22 protein-coding genes and 1 rRNA gene are annotated in these 21,841 nt (G+C 64.4%); 2 read left to right on the top strand and 21 right to left on the bottom strand.

Annotation, left to right across the window (positions count from 1 at the left end; all coding sequences use genetic code 11):
• Both H292_RS0124750 and H292_RS0124745 read right to left on the bottom strand, forming a co-directional pair.
• Positions 1–93 (bottom strand): 16S ribosomal RNA (locus H292_RS0124750); the annotation flags it as partial.
• A gap of 564 nt (positions 94–657) precedes the next feature.
• Positions 658–1,341, bottom strand: coding sequence for a pyridoxamine 5'-phosphate oxidase family protein (locus tag H292_RS0124745; protein WP_020113171.1), 684 nt, complete (start codon positions 1,339–1,341; stop codon positions 658–660).
• Between the two features lie 79 nt (positions 1,342–1,420).
• Between H292_RS0124745 and pdxR the strand changes: the two genes are divergently transcribed.
• Positions 1,421–2,818 (top strand): MocR-like pyridoxine biosynthesis transcription factor PdxR, encoded by a 1,398-nt coding sequence (gene pdxR / locus H292_RS0124740; RefSeq protein ID WP_020113170.1) that lies wholly within the window; start codon positions 1,421–1,423, stop codon positions 2,816–2,818.
• Here pdxR and murA read toward each other — a convergent pair.
• On the bottom strand, positions 2,811–4,064 hold the full coding sequence (gene murA, locus H292_RS0124735; protein WP_026348160.1) for a UDP-N-acetylglucosamine 1-carboxyvinyltransferase: 1,254 nt from the start codon (positions 4,062–4,064) through the stop codon (positions 2,811–2,813). The genes pdxR and murA overlap by 8 nt on opposite strands.
• 55 nt (positions 4,065–4,119) lie before the next feature.
• Here murA and H292_RS0124730 point away from each other — a divergent pair, with 55 nt between their 5' ends.
• Positions 4,120–4,704: a cob(I)yrinic acid a,c-diamide adenosyltransferase gene (locus H292_RS0124730; protein WP_019667288.1), complete on the top strand. Its 585-nt coding sequence runs from the start codon at positions 4,120–4,122 to the stop codon at positions 4,702–4,704.
• Position 4,705: 1 nt separating this feature from the next.
• Here H292_RS0124730 and H292_RS0124725 read toward each other — a convergent pair whose 3' ends face one another.
• The 18 genes from H292_RS0124725 to rho all read right to left on the bottom strand — a co-directional run bounded on the left by H292_RS0124725 (position 4,706) and on the right by rho (position 21,821).
• Positions 4,706–5,143, bottom strand: a complete 438-nt coding sequence (locus tag H292_RS0124725; RefSeq protein ID WP_026348159.1) for a DUF2550 domain-containing protein — start codon at positions 5,141–5,143, stop codon at positions 4,706–4,708.
• Positions 5,144–5,175: 32 nt separating this feature from the next.
• A complete protein-coding gene (locus tag H292_RS0124720; RefSeq protein WP_019667286.1) occupies positions 5,176–5,535 on the bottom strand; it encodes a F0F1 ATP synthase subunit epsilon in 360 nt (119 codons plus the stop codon).
• Positions 5,536–5,565: 30 nt separating this feature from the next.
• The gene (gene atpD, locus H292_RS0124715) at positions 5,566–7,014 is read right to left on the bottom strand and encodes a F0F1 ATP synthase subunit beta (protein ID WP_019667285.1); all 1,449 of its coding nucleotides are present in this window, start codon (positions 7,012–7,014) and stop codon (positions 5,566–5,568) included.
• Positions 7,015–7,017: 3 nt separating this feature from the next.
• On the bottom strand, positions 7,018–7,992 hold the full coding sequence (locus H292_RS0124710; RefSeq protein ID WP_019667284.1) for a F0F1 ATP synthase subunit gamma: 975 nt from the start codon (positions 7,990–7,992) through the stop codon (positions 7,018–7,020).
• 55 nt (positions 7,993–8,047) lie between these two features.
• Complete coding sequence (gene atpA, locus H292_RS0124705; protein WP_019667283.1) at positions 8,048–9,691, bottom strand: F0F1 ATP synthase subunit alpha; 1,644 nt, start codon at positions 9,689–9,691, stop codon at positions 8,048–8,050.
• A gap of 91 nt (positions 9,692–9,782) precedes the next feature.
• A complete protein-coding gene (locus tag H292_RS0124700; RefSeq protein ID WP_019667282.1) occupies positions 9,783–10,604 on the bottom strand; it encodes a F0F1 ATP synthase subunit delta in 822 nt (273 codons plus the stop codon).
• Positions 10,605–10,611: 7 nt separating this feature from the next.
• The gene (locus H292_RS0124695; RefSeq protein ID WP_019667281.1) at positions 10,612–11,175 is read right to left on the bottom strand and encodes a F0F1 ATP synthase subunit B; all 564 of its coding nucleotides are present in this window, start codon (positions 11,173–11,175) and stop codon (positions 10,612–10,614) included.
• A gap of 6 nt (positions 11,176–11,181) precedes the next feature.
• A complete protein-coding gene (locus H292_RS0124690) occupies positions 11,182–11,433 on the bottom strand; it encodes an ATP synthase F0 subunit C (RefSeq protein ID WP_019667280.1) in 252 nt (83 codons plus the stop codon).
• Positions 11,434–11,526: 93 nt separating this feature from the next.
• On the bottom strand, positions 11,527–12,252 hold the full coding sequence (atpB, locus tag H292_RS0124685) for a F0F1 ATP synthase subunit A (RefSeq protein ID WP_020113169.1): 726 nt from the start codon (positions 12,250–12,252) through the stop codon (positions 11,527–11,529).
• Between the two features lie 408 nt (positions 12,253–12,660).
• Entirely contained in the window at positions 12,661–13,101 is a 441-nt protein-coding gene (locus H292_RS0124675; protein WP_019667277.1) for a hypothetical protein, read from the bottom strand.
• 31 nt (positions 13,102–13,132) lie between these two features.
• Entirely contained in the window at positions 13,133–14,347 is a 1,215-nt protein-coding gene (locus H292_RS0124670) for a glycosyltransferase family 4 protein (protein ID WP_019667276.1), read from the bottom strand.
• Entirely contained in the window at positions 14,344–15,627 is a 1,284-nt protein-coding gene (gene glyA / locus H292_RS0124665) for a serine hydroxymethyltransferase (RefSeq protein WP_019667275.1), read from the bottom strand. The genes H292_RS0124670 and glyA overlap by 4 nt, the downstream gene beginning before the upstream one ends.
• Positions 15,624–16,289 (bottom strand): L-threonylcarbamoyladenylate synthase, encoded by a 666-nt coding sequence (locus tag H292_RS0124660; RefSeq protein ID WP_027499063.1) that lies wholly within the window; start codon positions 16,287–16,289, stop codon positions 15,624–15,626. Before H292_RS0124660 ends, glyA begins: the two co-directional genes overlap by 4 nt.
• Positions 16,290–16,374: 85 nt before the next feature.
• Positions 16,375–17,259 carry a peptide chain release factor N(5)-glutamine methyltransferase gene (prmC, locus tag H292_RS0124655; protein WP_026348157.1) on the bottom strand — a complete coding sequence of 295 codons (885 nt, stop codon included), beginning with the start codon at positions 17,257–17,259 and terminating at the stop codon, positions 16,375–16,377.
• A 41-nt stretch (positions 17,260–17,300) separates the two neighbouring features.
• Positions 17,301–18,041 (bottom strand): SHOCT domain-containing protein, encoded by a 741-nt coding sequence (locus H292_RS0124650; protein WP_020113166.1) that lies wholly within the window; start codon positions 18,039–18,041, stop codon positions 17,301–17,303.
• A 61-nt stretch (positions 18,042–18,102) separates the two neighbouring features.
• The gene (gene prfA / locus H292_RS0124645) at positions 18,103–19,182 is read right to left on the bottom strand and encodes a peptide chain release factor 1 (protein WP_019667271.1); all 1,080 of its coding nucleotides are present in this window, start codon (positions 19,180–19,182) and stop codon (positions 18,103–18,105) included.
• Positions 19,183–19,277: 95 nt separating this feature from the next.
• Positions 19,278–19,511, bottom strand: a complete 234-nt coding sequence (rpmE, locus tag H292_RS0124640) for a 50S ribosomal protein L31 (RefSeq protein WP_019667270.1) — start codon at positions 19,509–19,511, stop codon at positions 19,278–19,280.
• 201 nt (positions 19,512–19,712) lie between these two features.
• Positions 19,713–21,821 (bottom strand): transcription termination factor Rho, encoded by a 2,109-nt coding sequence (gene rho / locus H292_RS0124635; RefSeq protein WP_020113165.1) that lies wholly within the window; start codon positions 21,819–21,821, stop codon positions 19,713–19,715.
• Positions 21,822–21,841 lie beyond the last annotated feature (20 nt).

Below are 21,841 nucleotides of genomic sequence, written 5' to 3'. Positions count from 1 at the left end.
GCTCGTGTACCCCGAAAGGCCTTACCGCTCGACTTGCATGTGTTAAGCACGCCGCCAGCGTTCGTCCTGAGCCAGGATCAAACTCTCCGTAAAAGACTCTAGAAACAACAATCCGAAGATCGTGAATCAGTCAAATGACATCAAGTCCACATCACTAGCAAAAAAACTCAACTAGCATTACAAAAAATCTTCTCACCCCAGACGGGAAGAATGAAGCAAGAAGATGTCACACCCACACCCCAAAAGGCATGAGCACCAAAAACATTCGGCACTGACATTCATCGACACACTGTTGAGTTCTCAAAGAACACGCACACACCGAACAGCCAAGAAACCGTAGCTTCAGGGTGTTTGGGGCAACTTCTCCAGCCTATCCCAGCTTGGTCTCGGATGCAAGCTCCGACTCTTGGTGGGTAGAACTGGAATTTCATGTTCCGTCAGGCTCCGACGTCCAACCTCGTGTCCGGGACCGTGTAGGCCCTGGTCGGTGTCCGTGTCGCTCTGACTCGACAAAAGTTACGCGAGCAGAATCCGTCGCGCAAATCGCCAGGTCGAGGAAATCCTGGACAACATTTCCGCAGGTAGCTCGCTCGTCACGACGAACTCGAAAGCGCCTCGTCGCAAAATTCGTGAATGTGACGCCGGACATAGACGCGTTCAGAATTGTCGAACGAGGGCCAGAACATGCTCGGGCACAGGGATTCTCACGTCCACGTCCGCCGCCCGAGTCGGCTCGGCGAAGTCGTCGCGCACGGGAACGACGCCTGCCCACACTCCACCCGCGTCGACATCTCGCTCGTCGTCCACCGGGTCTCCGGTCCGCGCCTTCACCGATGCCTCGTGGAGCGGGAGGGCGAGCACCACCGTTGCCGCCAACTCTTTCCGCGTGTGCGCACGAAGATGCTCACTGCGCCCGTCCACCACCTGATCGACGATCGCCGCAAGTGCGCGCACGCGTTCCTCGTCGTCGCCAACCAATCGCGGCCGGCCGTACACGACGGCGCTTCGGTAGTTCATGGAGTGATGGAACGCCGACCTCGCCAGAACCAGGCCGTCGAGCACGGTGACGGTCACGCAGATCTCCCCATTCGGCGCATCGACCAAGCTGCGAGCGGCCACCGATCCGTGCACGTACAGAGTGCCGCCGGGATCGGGACCGTCATGATCGACCGCGAACACAGTAGGAAGAACGCGCACGCTCCCGTCGACCACCACGCCGAGGTGGCATATCCGCGCGGTCGCCAGCACGTCCGCCAGGTCCGAGCGATCGGTTCGTGCTCGGACTCTGCCTCGCCTGATGGTGGTGCGTTCGGTCGGCGACAAACCGGCTTCGGTACTCATACTGTCGATCCTCGGTCATGATTGGCCTACTGTCATGATCCAATCAACTCGATTTCCAATAGACCACTTGGAGGCGAGCATGCTGCCGATGTCCCTGATCGTCTCGGTCGACCGGACGGATCCCCGCACGCTGCCGGTGCAGATCGCGGACGGGATACGCGCGGCCATAGACTCCGCTCGTATCGAACCGAACACCCGATTGCCAAGTAGCAGAGCGCTTTCGGTCGAGCTCGAAGTCGCTCGGGGCGTGGTGGAGAGCGCCTACGATCAACTGACCGCGGAGGGGTGGCTACAACCGCGCGCAGGATCGGGAACGTTCGTGCGCCGCCTCAGCGGCGTCACCACACCGACGCGGCCGTCGACCACATCCCGTACCGCCGGAACCACGGAAACCCTAGGCCGTATTCGACTTGCCACCGGAACACCGTGGGTGCCCCCGAGCTCGGCGGCGTGGAAGCGAGCGTGGCGGGACGTCAGCGCAGTCCCGCAACCGCAGGAATACCCGGACCCTCGCGGTGACCACCGACTCCGAGCCGCCCTTGCAGACCTACTGGGCCGCGCGCGTGGGCTTCACACGTCAGCCGAATCCATAGTGGTCACCACGGGGAGCATGCACGGGATGAGCCTGGCCCTGGCCGCACTGTCGACCGAAGACGGCACTTCACGTCCGGTCCTGGCACACGAGAACCCGGGCTACCGGGTCGCGACCACAGCCGCACGACGCTGGGGGTGGTCCGTCTTCGACGTTCCCGTCGACCTCGACGGAATTGTCACCGAACGTCTGGACATGACGCCACGGACCACACGCGCGGTGTACGTCACTCCGTCTCACCAGTACCCCACCGGCGGCCTTCTTACCGTCGGCCGCCGTCGCGCCCTCGCATCGTACGCACGATCACGCGACGCGATGATCATCGAAGACGACTACGATTCCGAATTCCGTTACGACGTAGCACCTTTGCCCACCATCGCGGAGCTGGCGCCCGACCGCACCGTCTATCTCGGAACGGTGGCGAAGACCCTGGGCGGAGGTATCAGACTCGGTTGGCTCGTTGCCCCGCCCGATGTCGTCGAACTCATCGCACACGTTCGCACCGACCTCGGCGACTATCCCTCCACACCGGTCCAACACGCGATGCTCTCGCTGCTACGCGACGGCGAGTGGGACAGAACTGTGCGTGCTGCCCGCCGCGTCTATCGGCAACGCGACAAACTGGTCGCCGCTGCTCTGGCGCCCTTCGGTGAACTTCGTGGTGTCGGCGCTGGAATGCACACCACACTCCTGCTCGACGCCACGGTCGCGGTCGCCGTGGCAGAACGAGCGGCAGCGGCCGGCGTCGATGTCGACACTCTCGCTGGATCCACACGTTCCCCGTCGCCCATCACCGGACTGATCGTCGGATACGGATCGGTGTCCGACGACGAACTGGCCTACGGACTCGACGTACTGGTCGACGCGCTGACGTCCGTCAGCTGACTCGCTCGATGCTTCCGCCGAGCTCCGTCAGGTTCTCCACGAACCTCGGGTAACCCCGATCGATGTGGTAGACGTCGTGCACCTCGGTGACCCCGTCGGCGCACAGTCCTGCGAGTACCAGTCCTGCACCCGCCCTGATGTCGGACGACCACACAGGTGCACTCGACAACTGGGCTACGCCACGCACCACCGCGTGGTGACCGTCGGTACGGGCGTCGGCGCCGAGTCGGATCATCTCCTCGACGAACCGGAAGCGCGCTTCGAACACGTTCTCGGTGATCATCGACGTTCCGTTGGCCACCGCCGCGAGGCCGATCGCCATCGGCTGCAGATCGGTGGGAAAACCGGGGAACGGCAACGTCGCGAAGTTCACGGCGGTCGGCCGCTCACGCTGGACCACGCGGAACCCGTCGGCCTCGGACGTCACCTCCGAACCCGCAAGCCTCAGCTTGTCCAACACGAGTGACAGATGCTTGGGGTTGACGCCTCGAACTCGCACGTCGCCCCGCGTCATCGCGGCAGCGATTCCCCACGTCGCGGCGACGATACGGTCACCGATCACCTTGTGCGTGGTGGGCTTCAACGACTCGACGCCCCTGATGGTCAACGTGGAGGTGCCGGCGCCGCTGACCTGCGCCCCCATCTCGTTGAGCATGTTGCACACGTCGACGATGTCGGGTTCGCGCGCAGCGTTGTCGATGACGGTGTCGCCCTTGGCGAGCACTGCTGCCATCAGGATGTTCTCCGTCGCGCCGACCGACGGGAAAGCAAGACGGATGTTGGCGCCCCGAAGTTCCTCGGCCTCCGCCACGACGCAGCCGTGCTGGATCTCGCTGTGCGCACCGAGCAGGCGCAGTCCCGACTGGTGCATGTCCAACGGACGAGACCCGATTGCGTCACCACCGGGAAGAGCCACCACCGCTCGTTTGCACCGGGCGACGAGCGGACCGAGGACACAGACCGATGCTCGGAACTGCGTGACGGCCGGGAAATCTGCATGGTGCTTGGGTTCCGCCGGCGTGGTGATGTGCACGACGTCGCCTTCCAGCACGACCTCGCACCCCAATCCGCGGAGGACCTCGGCCATCAACGGCACGTCGAGGATGTCGGGGCAGTTGGTGATGGTGCTCGTGCCCTCGGCGAGCAGCGCTGCCGCCATCAACTTGAGCACGCTGTTCTTCGCGCCGCCGACCGACACCTCACCGACGAGCCGGTTACCACCGGAGACCAAAAAGCGTTCACTCACAGTTCGACAGCGTAGCCAGGGTTCGGTCGCCCCATCCGGGCGGTACCGTAGCGCCATGGCTGTGCACCTGACTCGGATCTACACCCGCACCGGTGACGACGGAACCACCGGTCTCAGCGACTTCTCGCGGGTCGGGAAGAACGATCCGCGGCTCGTTGCCTACGCGGACTGCGACGAGACCAACGCGAGCCTCGGAGTCGTTCTGGCACTGGGCAATCCGTCGGAGAAGGTCGTCTCGGTCATTCGAACGATTCAAAGCGATCTGTTCGACGCCGGAGCCGATCTCTCGACACCCGTCGTCGCAGACCCCGAGTATCCACCCCTACGCATCGATCAGTCCTACGTCGACCGGCTCGAAGGATGGTGCGACGAGTTCAACGAAGGCCTGAAGGCGCTCGACTCGTTCATTCTTCCCGGCGGCACTCCCCTGGCGGCGCTGCTGCACACCTCCCGAACCGTGGCGCGTCGAGCAGAGCGCTCGGCATGGGCCGCGGTGGACGCCAACCCCGAGAACACGAGCGTCCTACCGGCGAAGTACTTGAACAGGCTCTCCGACCTGCTGTTCATCCTGAGCAGGTACGCGAACCCCGAAGGTGACGTGAAATGGGTGCCGGGAGCATCACGCTCCACCGACACGTAGATCAGGCGGCGGGCCGACCCCGCCGAGAACGGCCGGACGGACGCGATTCCAGCCACGACATGAATGCGGTGAGCGCACCGCGGTCGAGAGCGATCTCGTAGCCCAGGCCCTGATCGGTCAGCTCGAGAATCGCGATCTCGTCGGACATGATGTCGAACTCGTCGTTGCGTGGGGTGCGCCGCTCCCCGACCTCGATGCCCTGACGGCTCATCCGGTGGTCCGGGCCGGGCCGCAGGCTCGACAGCTTGAAGAACACCAGGGTGTTGTCTCCGTACCGGATGACCCCGTGCCGCCAACCGCTTCCACCCGCAGCGGGCGTCATGCGCAGAATGGCAGCCGTTCCACCGCGACGAAGAATGGTGAGACGGTACAGAAAAGCCGCGACGAGGCCTGCGAGCAGCACAACCAGAATGATCAGAACGATCACTCCCATGTGCATCACAGAACCTCGTCGCGGCTTTCTCTTGGAACCTAGGCCCGCTCGACGGCGCGAATTCGGCCCTTCGCCACAGCGAGGGCTTCCTTGTCGTCGCCGCCGGCGTCGAGGACCGAACGGGCTGCGTCGACGTCGATGTCCTGAGCGAAGTCCGCGGACTCCGCCAGGACCGTGACGGTCTTACCCGTCACGGACAGGAACCCACCGTGAACCGCAGCAACGATCTTCTCGCCGTCGGTCGTCGTGATGGACACCGTGCCTGCCTCGACGAGCTGGCCGAGCACTGGCTCGTGGCCGGCCATGATGCCGATCTCGCCCTCGGTCGTCTGAGCACTGACCAGAGTTGCGTTGCCGGACCACAACTCGCGCTCGACCGCGACGAGAGCGACCTCCATGCCGGAGCTTTCCGCAGAAGTCACGTCGGGCTACTTTCCGGCGATCTTCTTGGCTGCAGCCTCGACGTCGTCGAGTCCACCGCAGCTGTTGAATGCCTGCTCGGGAAGGTGGTCGTACTCGCCCTTGGTGACCTTGTCGAACGCCTCGATGGTGTCCGAGAGGGACACGACCGAGCCGGCCTCACCGGTGAACTTCTCGGCGACGATGAAGTTCTGTCCGAGGAACTTCTGGAGGCGACGTGCGCGACCGACCAGAACCTTGTCCTCTTCCTGAAGCTCGTCCATACCGAGGATGGCGATGATGTCCTGCAGTTCCTTGTACTTCTGCAGGATCCGCTTGACCTCGTTGGCGACGCGGAAGTGCTCCGCACCGACGATGCCCGGCTCGAGGATTCGCGACGTCGAGCTGAGCGGGTCCACAGCGGGGTAGATACCCATCTGCGAAATCGGACGCGACAGCTCGGTCGTTGCGTCGAGGTGGGCGAACGTCGTCGCAGGTGCCGGGTCGGTGTAGTCGTCGGCGGGAACGTAGATCGCCTGCAGCGAGGTGATCGAGCGTCCACGGGTCGAGGTGATGCGCTCCTGGAGCTCACCCATCTCGTCCGCCAGCGTCGGCTGGTAACCCACGGCAGAAGGCATACGTCCCAGCAGGGTCGACACCTCGGAACCTGCCTGCGTGAAACGGAAGATGTTGTCGATGAACAGCAGCACGTCCTGGCCCTGAACATCGCGGAAGTACTCCGCCATGGTCAGTGCGGACAGGGCGACGCGCATACGCGTGCCCGGCGGCTCGTCCATCTGGCCGAAGACGAGGGCGGTGTCCTGGAGGACGCCCATCTCTTCCATCTCGAGGTGGAGGTCGGTTCCCTCACGGGTGCGCTCACCGACGCCGGCGAACACCGACGTACCGGAGAACTCACGCGCGATACGGGTGATCATCTCCTGGATCAGAACGGTCTTGCCGACACCGGCGCCACCGAACAGACCGATCTTTCCACCCTTCACGTACGGGGTGAGGAGGTCGATGACCTTGATGCCGGTCTCGAGGATCTCCGTCTTGCCCTCGAGCTGATCGAAGGCTGGTGGCTTGCGGTGGATGCCCCACTGCTCGCCGTCGCGTCCGAGGCCCGGGCTGTCGAGGCAGTCACCGAGGGCGTTGAACACGTGGCCCTTGACGACGTCGCCGACGGGCACCGAGATCGGCTTGCCGGAGTCGGACACCGAGGCGCCACGGACCAGACCGTCGGTCGGCTGCATCGAGATGGTGCGGACCAGGTTGTCACCGAGGTGCTGTGCAACCTCGAGTGTCAGGGTCTTCGCCACCGTCGGCAGCGTGATCTCTGCGTGGAGTGCGTTGAACAGGGCGGGGATGGAGCCGCGCGGGAACTCGACGTCCACAACGGGGCCGATGACCCGAACGACACGGCCGGACTGAGTGTCCGCTCCGCTCGCGTTCTCTTGGGCTACTGCTGCGGTCATTGCTTAGTCACTTCCTGCGCTGTCAGCCAACGCGTTTGCGCCACCAACGATTTCGCTGATTTCCTGGGTGATCTGGGCTTGCCGAGCCTGGTTCGCCTGACGGCTCAAGGTCTCGACCAATTCGTTCGCGTTGTCCGTGGCCGCCTTCATGGCAGTACGGCGCGCGGCCGACTCGGATGCAGCCGCATCGAGCAACGAGGAGTAGACCCTCGTGCTGATGTACTTCGGCAGCAGAGCCGACAGGAGAGTTCCGGCTTCGGGCTCGAAATCGTACTGAGCCTGAACCTCGGACGCCGACGGGGAATCGGTCAGAGCATCCGCGCCCAGCTCGATTTCCTCGTCCGTGTACGACACCTCGAGCGGAGCCATACGCCGGACCTCGGGCTTTTGCGTCAGCATCGACACGAACCGCGTGTAGACGATGTGCAGTTCGTCGACGCCCTCGACGGTGCCTTCACCGTTGGGAGCCTCGACCTCGGAGCCCGAACCCGCCATGAACAGCTCGACCAGGTGCTTGCTCGCCTTGGCTGCATCCGCGTAACCGGGCTCCTGCGAGAAGCCGGTCCACGCGCCCTTCACGTCGCGCTGACGGAAGGTGTAGTAGCCGAGGCCCTTTGCGCCGAGCACGTAGATGACCGGATCCTTGCCCTCCTTGCGCAGAAGCTGGAACAGCTCCTCCGCTTCCTTGAGGACGTTGGAGTTGTAGCCACCGCACATGCCGCGGTCACTGGTGACGACCAGAACTGCTGCGCGCTTGGGCTCGTCACGCTCGTTCAGCAGCGGGTGGTCGAGCGAACCCGACGCACTGGCCAGCGCGGAGAGGACCTTGGTGATCTCCTCCGCGTACGGCTTCGACGCTGCCACGCGCGCCTGCGCCTTGGTGATTCGCGACGTCGCGATCAGCTCTTGAGCCTTGGTGATCTTCTTCGTCGAGTTGACCGACTTGATCCGGGAACGTAGCTCGAGAATGCTTGCCATCTAGCTGTTCACGCTCCCTTCTCTGCTCGTAAAGACACTTGGCATCTCGTAAGACCTACTTACTGACTGTCTTGCGAGTGACGTTGACCTGCTCCTGGCTGACCTCGTCGGGGTTCAGCGTGTCCGCCTCAGCCTCGTTGACGACGCGGTTGCCCTCGGAGTCGAGGAACCCTGCCTTGAACTTCTCGGTTGCCTCGAGCAGCGACTTCTGAGCGTCGTCGTCGAGAGCCTTGCCGCCGGCGATGCTGTCGTAGACGCCGCTCGCGTTGCGATGCAGGTCCTCGAGCAGCTCGCTCTCGAAGCGACGGACGTCGCCGACGGGAACGGAGTCGTACGTGCCCTGACCGGCGAGCCAGATCGAGACGATCTGATCCTCGACGGCGACCGGTGCGTACTGGTCCTGCTTGAGGAGCTCGACGAGGCGAGCACCGCGGTCCAGCTGAGCCTTCGATGCAGCATCCAGGTCCGACGCGAACGCCGAGAATGCTTCCAGCTCACGGAACTGAGCGAGCTCGAGACGAAGCGAACCGGAGACCTTCTTCATGCCCTTGGTCTGCGCAGCGCCACCGACTCGGGACACCGAGATACCGACGTTGATCGCGGGACGAACACCCTTGTTGAAGAGGTCCGACTCGAGGAAGACCTGTCCGTCGGTGATCGAGATGACGTTGGTCGGGATGTATGCCGAGACGTCGTTGGCCTTGGTCTCGATGATCGGCAGCGCCGTCAGCGATCCACCGCCGAGCTCGTCGGACAGCTTCGCCGAACGCTCGAGCAGACGAGAGTGCAAGTAGAAGACGTCACCGGGGTATGCCTCGCGGCCCGGCGGGCGACGCAGCAGAAGCGAGATGGCGCGGTACGCCTCGGCCTGCTTGGTCAGGTCGTCGAACACGATGAGGACGTGCTTGCCCTGGTACATCCAGTGCTGGCCGATGGCCGAACCGGTGTACGGAGCGAGCCACTTGAAGCCGGCCGAATCGGATGCGGGAGCCGCGACGATGGTCGTGTACTCGAGTGCACCCTGCTCTTCGAGCGCAGCCTTGACGCCTGCGATCGTGGAGCCCTTCTGACCGATGGCGACGTAGATGCAGCGAACCTGCTTCTTCTCGTCTCCGGACTCCCAGTTGGCCTTCTGGTTGAGGATGGCGTCGATGCAGACGGCGGTCTTGCCCGTCTTGCGGTCACCGATGACGAGCTGGCGCTGTCCGCGACCGATCGGCGTCATGGCGTCGATGGCCTTGATGCCGGTCTGCAGCGGCTCTTCCACCGGCTGGCGCTCGAGCACGGACGCAGCCTGCAGTTCGAGGGCGCGGTTCTCGCTGGACTCGATGTCGCCGAGGCCGTCGATGGGCTGGCCGAGTGGGTTGACGACGCGGCCGAGGTAGCCGTCGCCGACCGGCACGGACAGAACGTCGCCGGTGCGCTTGACTTCCTGGCCTTCTTCGATGTGCTCGTAGTCACCGAGGATGACGGCACCGATTTCGGTGGCATCCAGGTTGAGCGCCACACCGAGAACGCCACCGGGGAATTCCAGCAGCTCGTTGGACATCGCCGACGGCAGTCCGGACACGTGAGCGATACCGTCGCTCGTGTCGGTAACCGTGCCGACCTCCTCGCGAGAGGACTCCGGTGAGTAGCTCGCGGTGAAGTTCTCGATCGCGCTACGGATCTCGTCGGAGGAGATCGTCAGCTCCGCCATATTTTTTCCTGCTCTTCCTTCAATGTTCGCGGTGTGAAGGGCTTCGAAGGTTCGAAACGCTTCTTCGTAAGAAGTGGTGTCCGCTCGCGGACTACTTGAGGGTCTTTCGTAGTGCGGCGAGACGACCCGCCCCGCTGCCGTCGATGACCTCGTCGCCGACCCGGACCACCAGTCCGCTGAGCAGTTCGGCATCGACCTCGACATGCACGGTGACCGGCTTGCCGTAGGTGCGTGTGAGTGTCGCGGTCAGCTTCTCGAGCTGGCTGGCGCTGAGCGGAGCAGCACTCCGCACGTGTGCAACAGCCCGATCGCGAACCTGTGCCGCCAAGCCTGCAAGCGCATCGAGTGCGTCCGCAGGTGCCGTCTTGCGCAGGCGGCTGACCGTCTGGATTGCCAGGGCTTCGGTCACCGCGGTGACCTTGCCGTACAGCAACCGGCCCAGCAGCTCACGCTTCGCCTGAACCGGCTTGCCGAGATCCGACAATGCCTGTTCCAGCTGAGGATTCGCGGCGACGATGCGACCGAGGCGGAACAATTCGTCCTCGACCGTGTCGAGCTGATCCTGATCGGCCGCGGCGCGAAGCAGTGCTTCCCGACCCAGTTCGACCAGAGAGTTCAGCAGGTCCGACGCCTTGGACCAGTTGTCCGCGACGGCGGACTTCAGGATCTGCGCCGTGGTGGCGGAGACCTGACCGGCGAACACTTCCTCCGCGAGCGCGCTGCGACGTTCGGCAGAGACCGAAGCGTCGGCCAGCGCAGTACGCAACGTGCGCTGGCCGTCGAGGGCCTCCACGACTGCGAAGAGCTCTGCACCGGTCTGAGCAGCGACCGCTGTCGCGTCCCCCGCCTGTCCCAGTGCTTCGTTCGCAACCGAACGCGTGCGAGCGAGAGCCTCGCGAGAAGTTGCGTACATGGTTATCTCACTTTCCCGCTGCAGAGTCAGCGGTGACGGAGTCGAGTTCGCTCAGGAAGCGGTCGATCGAACCAGCGCGCTTGGCCTCGTCGGACAGCTGCTCTCCGATGACCTTCTCTGCGAGTTCGACTGCAGTGCGTCCCAGGTCGCCACGGAGTTCCGTCACGATCTGCTGGCGCTGCGCAGCGAGCTGGTTGTGGCCTGCAGCCACGATCCGGTCGCTTTCTTCCTGTGCCTTCGTCTTCATTTCGGCGAGGATGGCCTGGCCTTGAGTGCGCGCTTCCTCACGGATCTGCGCAGCCTCGGCGCGGGCGTCGGCAAGCTGCTTCTGGTACTGCTCGAGAGCAGCCTTGGCTTCTGCCTGAGCCTCTTCGGCCTTCTTGATGCCGCCTTCGATCAGATCGCTACGCTGCGCCAACACTTCCTGGAACTTCGGAAGGATGTACTTCCAGAAGACGAAGCCGATGACAGCGATGCAGACCGCAGACCAAACGATGTCGTATGTCGCGGGGAGGAGAGGATTGATGTCCTCGCCTTCCTCCGCGGCCAAGATCGCGATGTTGGTTGCCATAGTGGATTAACCGAACAGGAAGCCGGCGACGATACCGATCAGCGCGAGCGCTTCGGTGAACGCGATGCCGAGGAACATGTTGGTACGGATGGTGCCCTGAAGCTCAGGCTGACGAGCGATGCCCTCGATAGCCTTTCCGACCACGATGCCTACACCGATGCCAGGTCCGATGGCAGCGAGGCCGTAACCGATTGCGCCGTAGCCGCCACCCGTGACGGTGGTTTCGGTGACTTCCTGTGCCAGGTACGCGAGGCTCATTTGATTTCCGTTCCCTTTCTGTTGCCCATCACCGGTCGGTGCGTGGGTCAGGTAGATCTTGGTCGTGCGGTCTAGTGAGAATCGGCGTGCAGATCAGTGCGAGTCTGCATGCAGGGCGAGATCGATGTACACCGCGGTCAGCAGTGCGAACACGTACGCCTGCAGACCGATGACGAGCATCTCGAACAGCGTGAAGCCGAAGCCCGCTGCAAGGGAGAACACGCCGAAAATCTTCATTCCCGCCGCGGCCTGGATGAAGAAGAACTGAGTCGCGCTGAAGAACAGCACGAGCATGAGGTGGCCGGCCAGCATGTTCGCCATGAGACGAACGGTGAGCGTGAACGGACGGAGGATGAACGTCGAGATGAACTCGATCGGAATCAGAATGATGTGCAGTGCGGGCGGGACGTCCGGAACCACGACGCTGCTCTTGACGTACTTGAAGAATCCGTACTTCTTGATTCCCACGTAGTTGAACGTCACGTAGGCGATCAGTGCGAGCACGATCGGCATACCGATTCGAGCGTTCGGCGAGATGTTCAGGAACGGGATGATGCCCGACAGGTTCATGAACAGCACGGCGAAGAAAATCGTCATGATGATCGGCAGGAACCGCCTGCCCTGCTCCTTGCCGAGAATCTCGTCGGCGATCTGCACCTTGACGAAGTCCAGCATGTACTCGATGCAGTTCTGCAGACCACGCGGAACGACCTTCGGGCTGCGCATGGCCACTGCGAACAGCACGACCAACACGAGGGTCATCAGGATGCGGATCAGCATCAGCCGGTCGAGTTCGAAGGGTGTGCCCTCGAACAGCACAGCGGGAGGAAAGAAGTCGGATAGTGACGGCGGGTGGAACTCCGCAGCCAGGTTGGTGACGCTCAGCGGTCTCTCCCGTGTTCGGGCCGCAGACGCCAAAGGACTGCGGTTCGATCGGACATTGACGATCTATCAAGTCGACGAGATCGGCTCGAGGTCGTCAGCAGCTGAGGCCTGGTCTTGAAAGGCCAGCGTCTGTCGGGTGTCGGCGACTCACGTCGACTCGGTAACTTTGCGGCCGCGTCTGTAAGCAATTTCACGCAGCTTCGGTTACCTGCAAGGGCTGTTCTGCACGCCTTTTGTCCTATTAGCGGCAGTCCTACCCTTACTTGGTCGGAACTTTATCAACACAACTACGACGTTGTGTAGGTGGGGCTACTTCTTGACCGATTACGACTGGTCGTCGTACTACGCCTTGTCGGATTCAGGATCGTCGACGTAGGGGGCCTTCGTACGGACGACACCGTATACCTCCGCGCCGAGAACCAGAACCAGTGCGGCGATCACCACCCCGGCAAGAGCTTTTCTGTTGTAGAAATCCATGTCCTTCAGAACCGCGAGCACGACAACGGCGATAAGCATCTTCACGATCCAGCCACCGAGCAGCACCGCGCCTGCCATCGTCGGCGGAAACTTGGACGTCAGGGCGATGGACAGCGCCGTGGTGAGAATGAATCCCCCACCGAGTGCCGCACCGATGAGCGCACCCCACAAACCGGGAAGACCGGCGGCCACCGTGGCGACGACGGCTCCGAGAACCGTCAGCGCAAGGAGGCCGATGATTCCGTACCGAACCGCGGCTCGCATCGAGTCGGACTGATCGGGCACCGGAGAAGGAGAGAAGCTCACAGCCGCACAGACTACCCAGCCATGTCCGACTTCAGGCCCGACGGCCTCGTCCAGCGGACTTTCTGGTGCGCCTGCGCTGCCTGGCCATGTCGAGACGGATGCTCGGCACGGCCGTCACCACCAGCGCGAAGACCAATCCGGCAGCAACCAGCAACACCACTATTCGACGGTCGATCAACGACGAGCCGACGGCGCCGAACGCGAGGACACCGACCCAGAGGTAGATCACCAACACCACGCGCCGGTGAGAGTGCCCGATCTGCAGCAAACGGTGGTGCAGGTGCATCTTGTCCGGACTGAACGGACTTCGGCCTGCGCGCGTCCGTCGGATCACCGCGAGAAGGAGATCGAGGATCGGGATGAACATCACCGCGCCGACCAGGAGCAACGGCGACAGCAGACCGAGGAGGTCGCGTGGGCCGTACGCGACGAGCGGGATTCTGCCCGACGCACTGGTCGCGACCGTCGCGAGCATCAGCCCGATCATCATGGACCCGGAGTCGCCCATGAAGATCCGCGCAGGCTGGAAATTGTGCGGAAGAAATCCCAGGCAGGCACCGGCCAACGTCGCCGCGATGATCGCCGGCGGATAGATACCGGTGTCGCCGCCCTGCTCGTGCAACAGTCCGACGGAGAAGACACAGATGGCGAGCGACGCGATCAACCCGAGCCCTGCCGCGAGGCCGTCCAGACCGTCGACGAAGTTCATGGCATTGACCATCACGACCGTCACCAGCACCGTCACCAGCCCGGCTTGAAGCTGATCGAGCACGAGAGTGCTACCGCCGTCCGGCCCCCAAGGCAGATAGACGATGTTCCAACTCACGCCCATCACGACGAGCACACCCGCCGCCGTCACCTGCCCGACGAATTTGGTGAGCGCGTCGAGGCCCCATCGGTCGTCGATGATCCCCACCGCCACGATGACGAACCCGGCGACGGCCGCAGCTCGGACGTCCTGGTTGTAGGCCGAGTCGAAACCACGTGCGAGAGCAGGCAGCTGCGACGCGAACAACAAGGCAACCAGCATCCCGAGGAACATTCCGGTTCCACCGAGACGCGGCGTCGGCGTCACGTGCACGTCGCGGTCACGGGGAGCGGCGACGGCACCGAACTTGACGGCGAGCACCCGCACACCACCGGTCGCCAGGAAGGTCACCACCGCAGCCGTGAAGAACACCAGCAGGAGTTCGCGGATCGGAACGCCTGCGCCCTGGCCGGACTGAGCGAGAACCTCGACCGTCATATGCCGGGATACGCAGGCTTGCGTGCCACGAGGGTGGTGACCTCGTCCCTGACGGCGGCGAGTTCACGGTCACCGTTGGCGGTGCCTGCCTCGGCGCGCACCGCACGGGCCACGAGAGATCCGACCGCGTTCATGTCCGCCGCGTCGAACCCCTGTGTCGTCACAGCCGCGGAACCGACCCGGATGCCCGACGCCACCGCAGGCGGCGCGGGGTCGAACGGAATCGCGTTCTTGTTGAGGGTGATGCCGGCTGCGGCACATCGTGCTTCGGCGGTACGTCCGTCGATCCCCAGATGCTGGAGGTCGAACAGAATCAGATGTGTGTCCGTCCCTCCGGACACGGCACGCATCCCGGCGTCGGTCAAGGACGCGGACAGTGTCTGCGCGTTCGCGACGACCTGGGCTGCGTAGCGTGCATAGCTCTCGGTCTGCGCCTCACCGAACGCGACGGCCTTGGCCGCGATCGTGTGCATCATCGGCCCGCCCTGGCCGAACGGGAAAACAGCCTTGTCGATGGCGCGTGCGTGCTCCGCGCGGCACATCAACATTCCTCCGCGAGGCCCTCGCAGCACCTTGTGAGTGGTCGCGGACACCACGTCGGCGTACGGCACGGGCGAGGGAATCGCCTTGCCTGCCACCAGTCCGACGAAGTGCGCTGCGTCCACCCACAGGATGGCGCCCACCTCGTCGGCGATGGCTCTGAAGGCCGCGAAGTCGAGCTCACGCGAGTACGCCGTCGCCCCGGCGACGATGATGCGCGGGCGGTGGACCAACGCGAGTTCACGGACCTCGTCGTAATCGATCAGTTCCGTGTCTTTTCGCACGTGATACGGCACCGCGGTGAACCATCGGCCGGAGAAGTTGACCGTCGCCCCGTGGGTGAGGTGGCCGCCGTGCGGGAGGCTCATCGCCAGAATCGAGTCGCCCGGCTGCGCGAAGGCTGCATAGACCGCGAGGTTCGCCGAAGCGCCGGAATGAGGTTGCACGTTGACGTGATCCGCGCCGAACAGTGCCTTCGCTCGTTCGATCGCAATGGTCTCCGCACGATCGACGACCTCGCAGCCCCCGTAGTACCGCGCACCCGGGTAACCCTCGGCGTACTTGTTGGTCAGCACGCTCCCCTGCGCCGCGAGGACAGCAGGCGACGTCAGATTCTCACTCGCGATGAGCTGCAGACCGCCACGTTGACGGTCCAGCTCGTCCAGGACGATGCCCGCGATCTCGGGATCGGATGCCTCGAGCGCCGCGAAGTCGGGTCCGTGGAAACGCGGCTCGGTCATGTCGAACTCCCCTGCGTCAGGCTCTCCGCCGTCACTCCGAGCACCTCGGCGACGGCTTCGGTCGCGATGGCTCCGGCGCGCAGGATCCTCGGCTGCTCGGACGTGAGATCGACGATCGTCGACGCTTTCGCGTGCGCCGCAGGCCCGCCGTCGAGATACACCGCCGCAGATCCGCCGAGCTGATCGCGAGCTTCGACGACCGTCGTAGCCGGCGGTTGTCCGGAGATGTTCGCACTCGAGACGGCGAGCGGTCCGACTTCGCGGAGCAGTTCGAGCGCCACCGGGTGCAGCGGCATCCTGAGCATCACCGTGCCCTGCGCGTCACCGAGGTCCCAGGCAAGGGACGGTGCCTGCTGCACGACGAGGCTCAGTGCGCCCGGCCAGAAGGCCCGAATCAGATCTCTGGTGCGCGGCCTGACACTGCCGACCAGCCCGTCGATGGTGTTCCACGAACCCACGAGAACGGGGACCGGCATGTCGCGCCCACGGCCCTTGGCGCGGAGAAGGTCGGTGACCGCGCTGCCGTCGAATGCATCGGCCGCGAGGCCGTACAACGTGTCCGTCGGCATGACCACGAGGCGGCCGGATTTGAGTGCGCCTCTGGCTGCAGACAACCCTGCTGTTCTTGAATCGGCGTGCTGGCAGTCGTAGACGGTACTCACCCGTTCATCTTCTCACCTGTGCCTCCCGCGGTGCAGGACGCCTCTGCCGTGCGTCGCCTACCCGTCCGGCGGTAGCCGAGTGATGTCAGCTGTCTGCGGACACTGCCCGCGAGGCGACGACGAACCGGGGCCGTCCGGACAGGTCGGGATGCTCGACGACGTCGCCGAACACGCGGCGCTTCTCGAACAGCGCAGCCACGCGATCACCGTGAGAATCGTCGTGTTCGACGCCTACTCCCCCGCCGACGCGGAGCCACCGCGCGATGTTCTGGATCATCGGCTCGATCACCGACAGACCGTCGACACCTCCGAACAGGGCGAGATGCGGGTCGTGATCGATCACCTCGGGATCCAGCTCGGCGCCCTCCGGGATGTAGGGCGGATTGGCGACCACGACGTCGACGCGGCCGTCCAGCTCTCGTAGCAGTTCGCGGTCGGTGACATCGCCGTGGTGGAGGGTGATGGGCGTGTCTCCCCGCTCGGCCCGCAGGTCGGCGTTGCGTCTGGCCCACGCGAGAGCCGACGGGTCGAGTTCGACGGCGTGGACCTGAGCGTCGGGCCTGGCGTTGGCGAGCGCCAGCGCGAGTGCCCCCGATCCGGTACACAGATCGAGAATCACCGGCGGCTTGCGATCGACGCCCTCGAGGAATGCGAGCGCCCACCCGAGCAGCAGCTCCGTCTCCGGCCGCGGAACGAAAACCCCCGGTCCGACCTCGACGTCGATGTTGCCGAGCGCCGTCGTTCCGGTGATGTACTGCAACGGGATTCGCTTGGCACGCTGTTCGATGGTGCGGTTGTAGGCCTCGACCACCTCGGGTTCCACGAGAGGGACCAGCCCGAGCCGACCACGCTCGACTCCGACGAGATGAGACGCGAGGAGTTCCGCGTCCACCCGCGGGCTCGGAACACCGGCCGCTTCGAGTATCGCTGTTGCTTCGAGAATGGCCAGTCGAAGAGGTTTCCGGGTCACGGTTACAGCCTGCCACGTCCCGCCGGCCACCCACGCGACGGTCAGATTCGCTTCAGCAGCTCGGCCTTCTTCGAGAAGAACTCGTCGTCCGTCAGGATGCCTTTGCCGTGCAGTGCCGCCAACGCCTCGATGGCCGACGTGATCTCGTCGAGATTCGTCGACGGTGGCGCTACCGGGCTCGTCGCCGGCGTGGGATCTGGTGCGGAACCGGAGATCGAATCGGCCGGCGCGGGATCCACCAGCGGAAGACTTGCCGCGGTGAACGTTCCGTACTGGCTGGTGAACTCCACCGAGCCTGGACTCCCGCCCTGCTGTTGCTGAACACCGCCGATGGAGTGGTCGAGAGTGTCGTACACCGACAACCGTCCACCGACCAGAACCGCGAGCCGCCGCGCAGCAGGAAAATACGCGTACTGCGAACCGTTCTGACCCCCGCTCGAACTGGGGCTTCCGAGGCCGCTCGGCCACCACTTCCCGCCGAAACCCTGGTTCGACTGCAGCGGCGGATAGATCTGGTGCGAGGCCAGAAGCTCGGACAGATCGCGGCACAGGCCGTCGACGCGAGCTTTGAGACCGTGATCGAACATGTTGCCGACCATCGTCATTCCGCCGCGCATCCACTGCCCGCCGCCACCGAGCTCGGGAATGTGGAACTGCGCCATCGATCCCCGGCCTGCATTCACGGCGTCGAGCATCGCCCGCACAGCGTCGGTGGATACTCCGTGGCGAGCGGCCAGGTCCGCCACGGCGTCCTCGCCGGTGGGTGTGAGCTGCTGATGCATCGGTTCCCCTTCGTGTGCCCGTGCGGTGTCGTGCAGCGGAACCTACGCGCTCACGACCACATCATTCTGCCTGCATCCGAGCGTCGCGGTCGGCCTTGCCCAGAGCGTCGAGGAGAGCGTCGAGCTCGCCGTCGAGCACCGCGTCGAGATTGTGAGACTTGAACCCGATCCGGTGATCGGTGATGCGGTTCTCTGGAAAGTTGTACGTGCGGATGCGTTCCGAGCGGTCGACGGTACGGACCTGGCTCGCCCGACCGGCCGCGGCTTCCTCGTCGGCAGCCTCTTCGGCTGCGGCCTGCAACCGCGCGGCGAGTACCTGCATCGCACGCGCCTTGTTCTGCAACTGCGACCGCTCGTTCTGGCAGGTGACGACGATGCCCGTCGGCAAGTGCGTGATGCGCACCGCGGAGTCCGTTGTGTTGACGCCCTGACCACCCTTGCCCGAGGACCGGTAGACGTCGATGCGCAGGTCGGTCTCGTCGATCTGGACTTCCTCTACCTCGTCGGGCTCCGGATAGACGAGAATTCCGGCGGCCGACGTGTGCACTCGGCCCTGCGATTCGGTCACGGGAACGCGCTGCACGCGGTGGACTCCACCTTCGAACTTCAGCCGCGCCCAGACGCCGTCGAGCGGATCGCCTTTGGCTTTGATCGACAGGGTCGCGTCCTTGTAACCGCCGAGATCCGACACGTTCGCGTCGAGAATTTCGACGCGCCATCCGCGACGCTCGGCGTACCGGACGTACATCCGTGCGAGGTCCGCGGCGAACAGCGCTGATTCCTCGCCGCCCTCACCGGACTTGACCTCCATGACGATGTCGTCGCCGTCGTGCGGATCGCGCGGTGCGAGCAGATCGGCGAGCGTCTGTTCGAGCGACTCGACGGTGTGCTCGAGCTCCGGAATCTCGGCAGCGAAGGATGCGTCGTCGGCGGCGAGCTCACGAGCGGCAGCCAGATCGTCCGTGGCGGACATCAGCTTTCCGTGCACCGACATGATCGGCGCCAGCTCGGCGAAACGCTTGCCTGCCTTGCGCGCAGCGGACGGATCGTTGTGCAGAGCCGGATCGGCCAACTGCTGCTCGAGGCCTGAATGTTCGGCCAGAATGTCGTCGATGGCCGAAGGCTTCGTGGTCCTCGCCATGGTGTCGCTCCGCTCTGCTTCCCTGAAAAAGAATCGGTGGTGAAAAGCCGAACGCCCGCCCTGCAGACATCGCAGGACGGGCGTCGGGAGAGCAGCTAGCTGTCGGCTGCAGCCTTCTTGCCGGCGCGCTTTCCGTAGCGAGCCTCGAAGCGTGCAACGCGACCACCGGTGTCGAGGATCTTCTGCTTGCCCGTGTAGAACGGGTGGCACTGCGAGCACACCTCGACGTTGATGCGCTCTTTGTCGGTGGTGCTGCGCGTCTCGAAAGTATTTCCGCAACCGCACACGACCGTGGTCAGCGTGTAGTCGGGGTGAATTCCTGCCTTCATGGTGTCCCTTTCATATGGTCGCCGGGTCGACCTCGCCGTTCGAGGACGTGAACCGGAACCGGACTCGGCCGTTCAGTATGCCAGATATGCGATCCGACCTGCTAATCGCTCACCGACAGTGGCTTCAACACGAACCCCTGTCGGCTTGTTCCCCGCTGGGAGTACTTGTGTGTCCCAGGGGACACACAAGTACTCACGAGGTCAGTCGTCGAGCGCGCCGGGTGCCGTCTTCGACACCTGGATCAGGAACTCGATGTTGCTCTTGCTCTTCTTCAACCGGTCGATCAGCAGATCGATCGCCTGATGCGAATCGAGACCGGACAACACACGACGCAGCTTGTGCAGCACCGCGGCTTCGTCGGAACTCAGCAGCAGTTCGTCCTTGCGGGTACCCGACGGGTTGACGTCGACCGCAGGGAACACACGACGCTCGGCGATCTTGCGATCGAGCTTGAGCTCCGCGTTACCGGTGCCCTTGAACTCCTCGAAGATCACCGTGTCGCCGGTCGAACCGGTCTCGACCATCGCCGTGGCGATGATGGTGAGCGATCCACCGTTCTCGATGTTGCGAGCAGCACCGAGGAAACGCTTCGGCGGGTAGAGGGCCGTGGAATCGACACCACCGGACAGGATCCGGCCCGACGCAGGTGAACTGTTGTTGTACGCACGACCCAGACGGGTGATGGAGTCGAGCAACACGACGACGTCCTGGCCGGCTTCCACGAGACGCTTCGCGCGCTCGATCGCGAGCTCGGCGACCGAGGTGTGATCGCCCGGCGGACGGTCGAACGTGGAGGCGATGACCTCACCGTTCACCGAACGCTGCATGTCGGTCACTTCCTCGGGACGCTCGTCGACCAGAACGACCATGAGGTAGCACTCGGGGTTGTTGACCGAGATCGCGTTGGCGATGGCCTGCAGAACACTCGTCTTGCCTGCCTTCGGCGGGCTCACGATCAATGCACGCTGGCCCTTACCGATCGGCATGACCAGGTCGATGATGCGCGTGGTCAGGATGTTCGGCGTGGTCTCGAGCCGCAGACGCTGGTTCGGGTACAGCGGCGTGAGCTTGCCGAACTCGGGACGCTTGCGCGCGGCCTCGACGTCTCCGCCGTTGACCGTGTCCAGACGCACCAGCGGGTTGAACTTCTGACGCTGGTTCGACTGCTCACCCTCGCGGGCCACCCGGACGGCGCCGGTGATCGCGTCACCGCGACGAAGACCGTTCTTGCGCACCAGGTTCATCGACACGTACACGTCGTTCGGGCCCGCAAGGTAGCCGGACGTACGCACGAACGCGTAGTTGTCCAGGACATCGAGGATGCCCGCTACCGGCTGAAGAACATCGTCCTCGCGGATCTCGGGCTCGCGCTCGTTGCCACCGCCGCCTTCGCCGCGGTCACGACCACGCCGACGCTCACGGAACCGACGGCCCCTGCGTCCGCGGCCGTCGCCGTCGTCCTCGGCGTTGTCCCGGCCGTCACGCGGTCCGTTGCCGCGGTCTTCGGAACGGTTGTCGTTCTGGTTCTGATTGCGATTGCGGTTCCGGCCGTTCTCGCCGCGCGAGTTCTCCCGGTTGCCGTCACGGCTGTCCCGGTTGCCGTCACCACGGTTGCCGTCACGGCTGTCCCGGTTGCCGTCACCACGGTTGCTGTCCCGGTTGCCGTCACCACGGTTGTTGTCGCGGTTGCGGTCTCCGCGGCCACCCTCGGCGCGGTTGCCCTCGCCGTCCTGGCCTGCCGAATCACGGCCGGGTGCGTCACCGCGCTGTGCGCGAGCACCGTCGTTGCTGTCGGCAGCGTTGCGGTTATCGGCAGCGTTGCGGTTGTCGGCAGCGTTGCGGTTCTCTCGGTCACCACGATCGGCGCGAGCGCGACGCGGTCGCGTCGATGAACCGGTGTCCGACGCCGGGGCATCGAGGGTCGATCCCGAGTCCTGCTGAGCGGCGTCCGAATCGACCGACTGCGAGGCAGTGTCGTCCAGCGGAAGCTGGTCGGGAGCGCCTGCTCGGCGGCCTGCGGTGCGTCGACCACGTGTCCGGCGGGGCGGCTCGGTCGACGCGTCGTCGGACGCGGGCGCATCTGCTGCGGCCGGGGCTTCGGCTGCAGGAGCCTCGGCAGCGGGAGCGGCGTCCTGCGCACGAGCCTTGTCGGCTGCGCCTCGCCTTGTTGCCTTGGGCGCCTCGGTCGTTGCCGACGCACCACCGCCCTGACGTGCAGAGATGGCGGCGATCAGATCGCCCTTGCGCATGCCGGAAATGCTTTTGATTCCGAGTTCGCCCGCGAGAGTACGCAGCTCGGTGAGCACCATTCCGGACAGGCCAGCTCCAC

The sequence above is a fragment of the Rhodococcus sp. 114MFTsu3.1 genome, from assembly GCF_000383555.1.
In the GTDB taxonomy this organism is placed as follows: domain Bacteria; phylum Actinomycetota; class Actinomycetes; order Mycobacteriales; family Mycobacteriaceae; genus Rhodococcoides; species Rhodococcoides fascians_E.
The sequence above is the reverse complement of the archived record's forward strand: the minus strand, read 5'-3'. Positions and strand labels throughout refer to the sequence as shown.

Coding starts and splice junctions, on each gene's coding strand:
- H292_RS0124745 (WP_020113171.1), bottom strand. CDS start 1,341: ATGAGTACCGAAGCCGGTTTGTCGCCGACCGAACGCACCACCATCAGG.
- pdxR (WP_020113170.1), top strand. CDS start 1,421: ATGCTGCCGATGTCCCTGATCGTCTCGGTCGACCGGACGGATCCCCGC.
- H292_RS0124730 (WP_019667288.1), top strand. CDS start 4,120: ATGGCTGTGCACCTGACTCGGATCTACACCCGCACCGGTGACGACGGA.
- H292_RS0124725 (WP_026348159.1), bottom strand. CDS start 5,143: ATGCACATGGGAGTGATCGTTCTGATCATTCTGGTTGTGCTGCTCGCA.
- H292_RS0124720 (WP_019667286.1), bottom strand. CDS start 5,535: ATGGAGGTCGCTCTCGTCGCGGTCGAGCGCGAGTTGTGGTCCGGCAAC.
- atpD (WP_019667285.1), bottom strand. CDS start 7,014: ATGACCGCAGCAGTAGCCCAAGAGAACGCGAGCGGAGCGGACACTCAG.
- H292_RS0124710 (WP_019667284.1), bottom strand. CDS start 7,992: ATGGCAAGCATTCTCGAGCTACGTTCCCGGATCAAGTCGGTCAACTCG.
- atpA (WP_019667283.1), bottom strand. CDS start 9,691: ATGGCGGAGCTGACGATCTCCTCCGACGAGATCCGTAGCGCGATCGAG.
- H292_RS0124700 (WP_019667282.1), bottom strand. CDS start 10,604: ATGTACGCAACTTCTCGCGAGGCTCTCGCTCGCACGCGTTCGGTTGCG.
- H292_RS0124695 (WP_019667281.1), bottom strand. CDS start 11,175: ATGGCAACCAACATCGCGATCTTGGCCGCGGAGGAAGGCGAGGACATC.
- H292_RS0124690 (WP_019667280.1), bottom strand. CDS start 11,433: ATGAGCCTCGCGTACCTGGCACAGGAAGTCACCGAAACCACCGTCACG.
- H292_RS0124670 (WP_019667276.1), bottom strand. CDS start 14,347: ATGACGGTCGAGGTTCTCGCTCAGTCCGGCCAGGGCGCAGGCGTTCCG.
- glyA (WP_019667275.1), bottom strand. CDS start 15,627: ATGACCGAGCCGCGTTTCCACGGACCCGACTTCGCGGCGCTCGAGGCA.
- H292_RS0124650 (WP_020113166.1), bottom strand. CDS start 18,041: ATGCATCAGCAGCTCACACCCACCGGCGAGGACGCCGTGGCGGACCTG.
- prfA (WP_019667271.1), bottom strand. CDS start 19,182: ATGGCGAGGACCACGAAGCCTTCGGCCATCGACGACATTCTGGCCGAA.
- rpmE (WP_019667270.1), bottom strand. CDS start 19,511: ATGAAGGCAGGAATTCACCCCGACTACACGCTGACCACGGTCGTGTGC.
- rho (WP_020113165.1), bottom strand. CDS start 21,821: ATGGTGCTCACCGAGCTGCGTACTCTCGCGGGCGAACTCGGAATCAAA.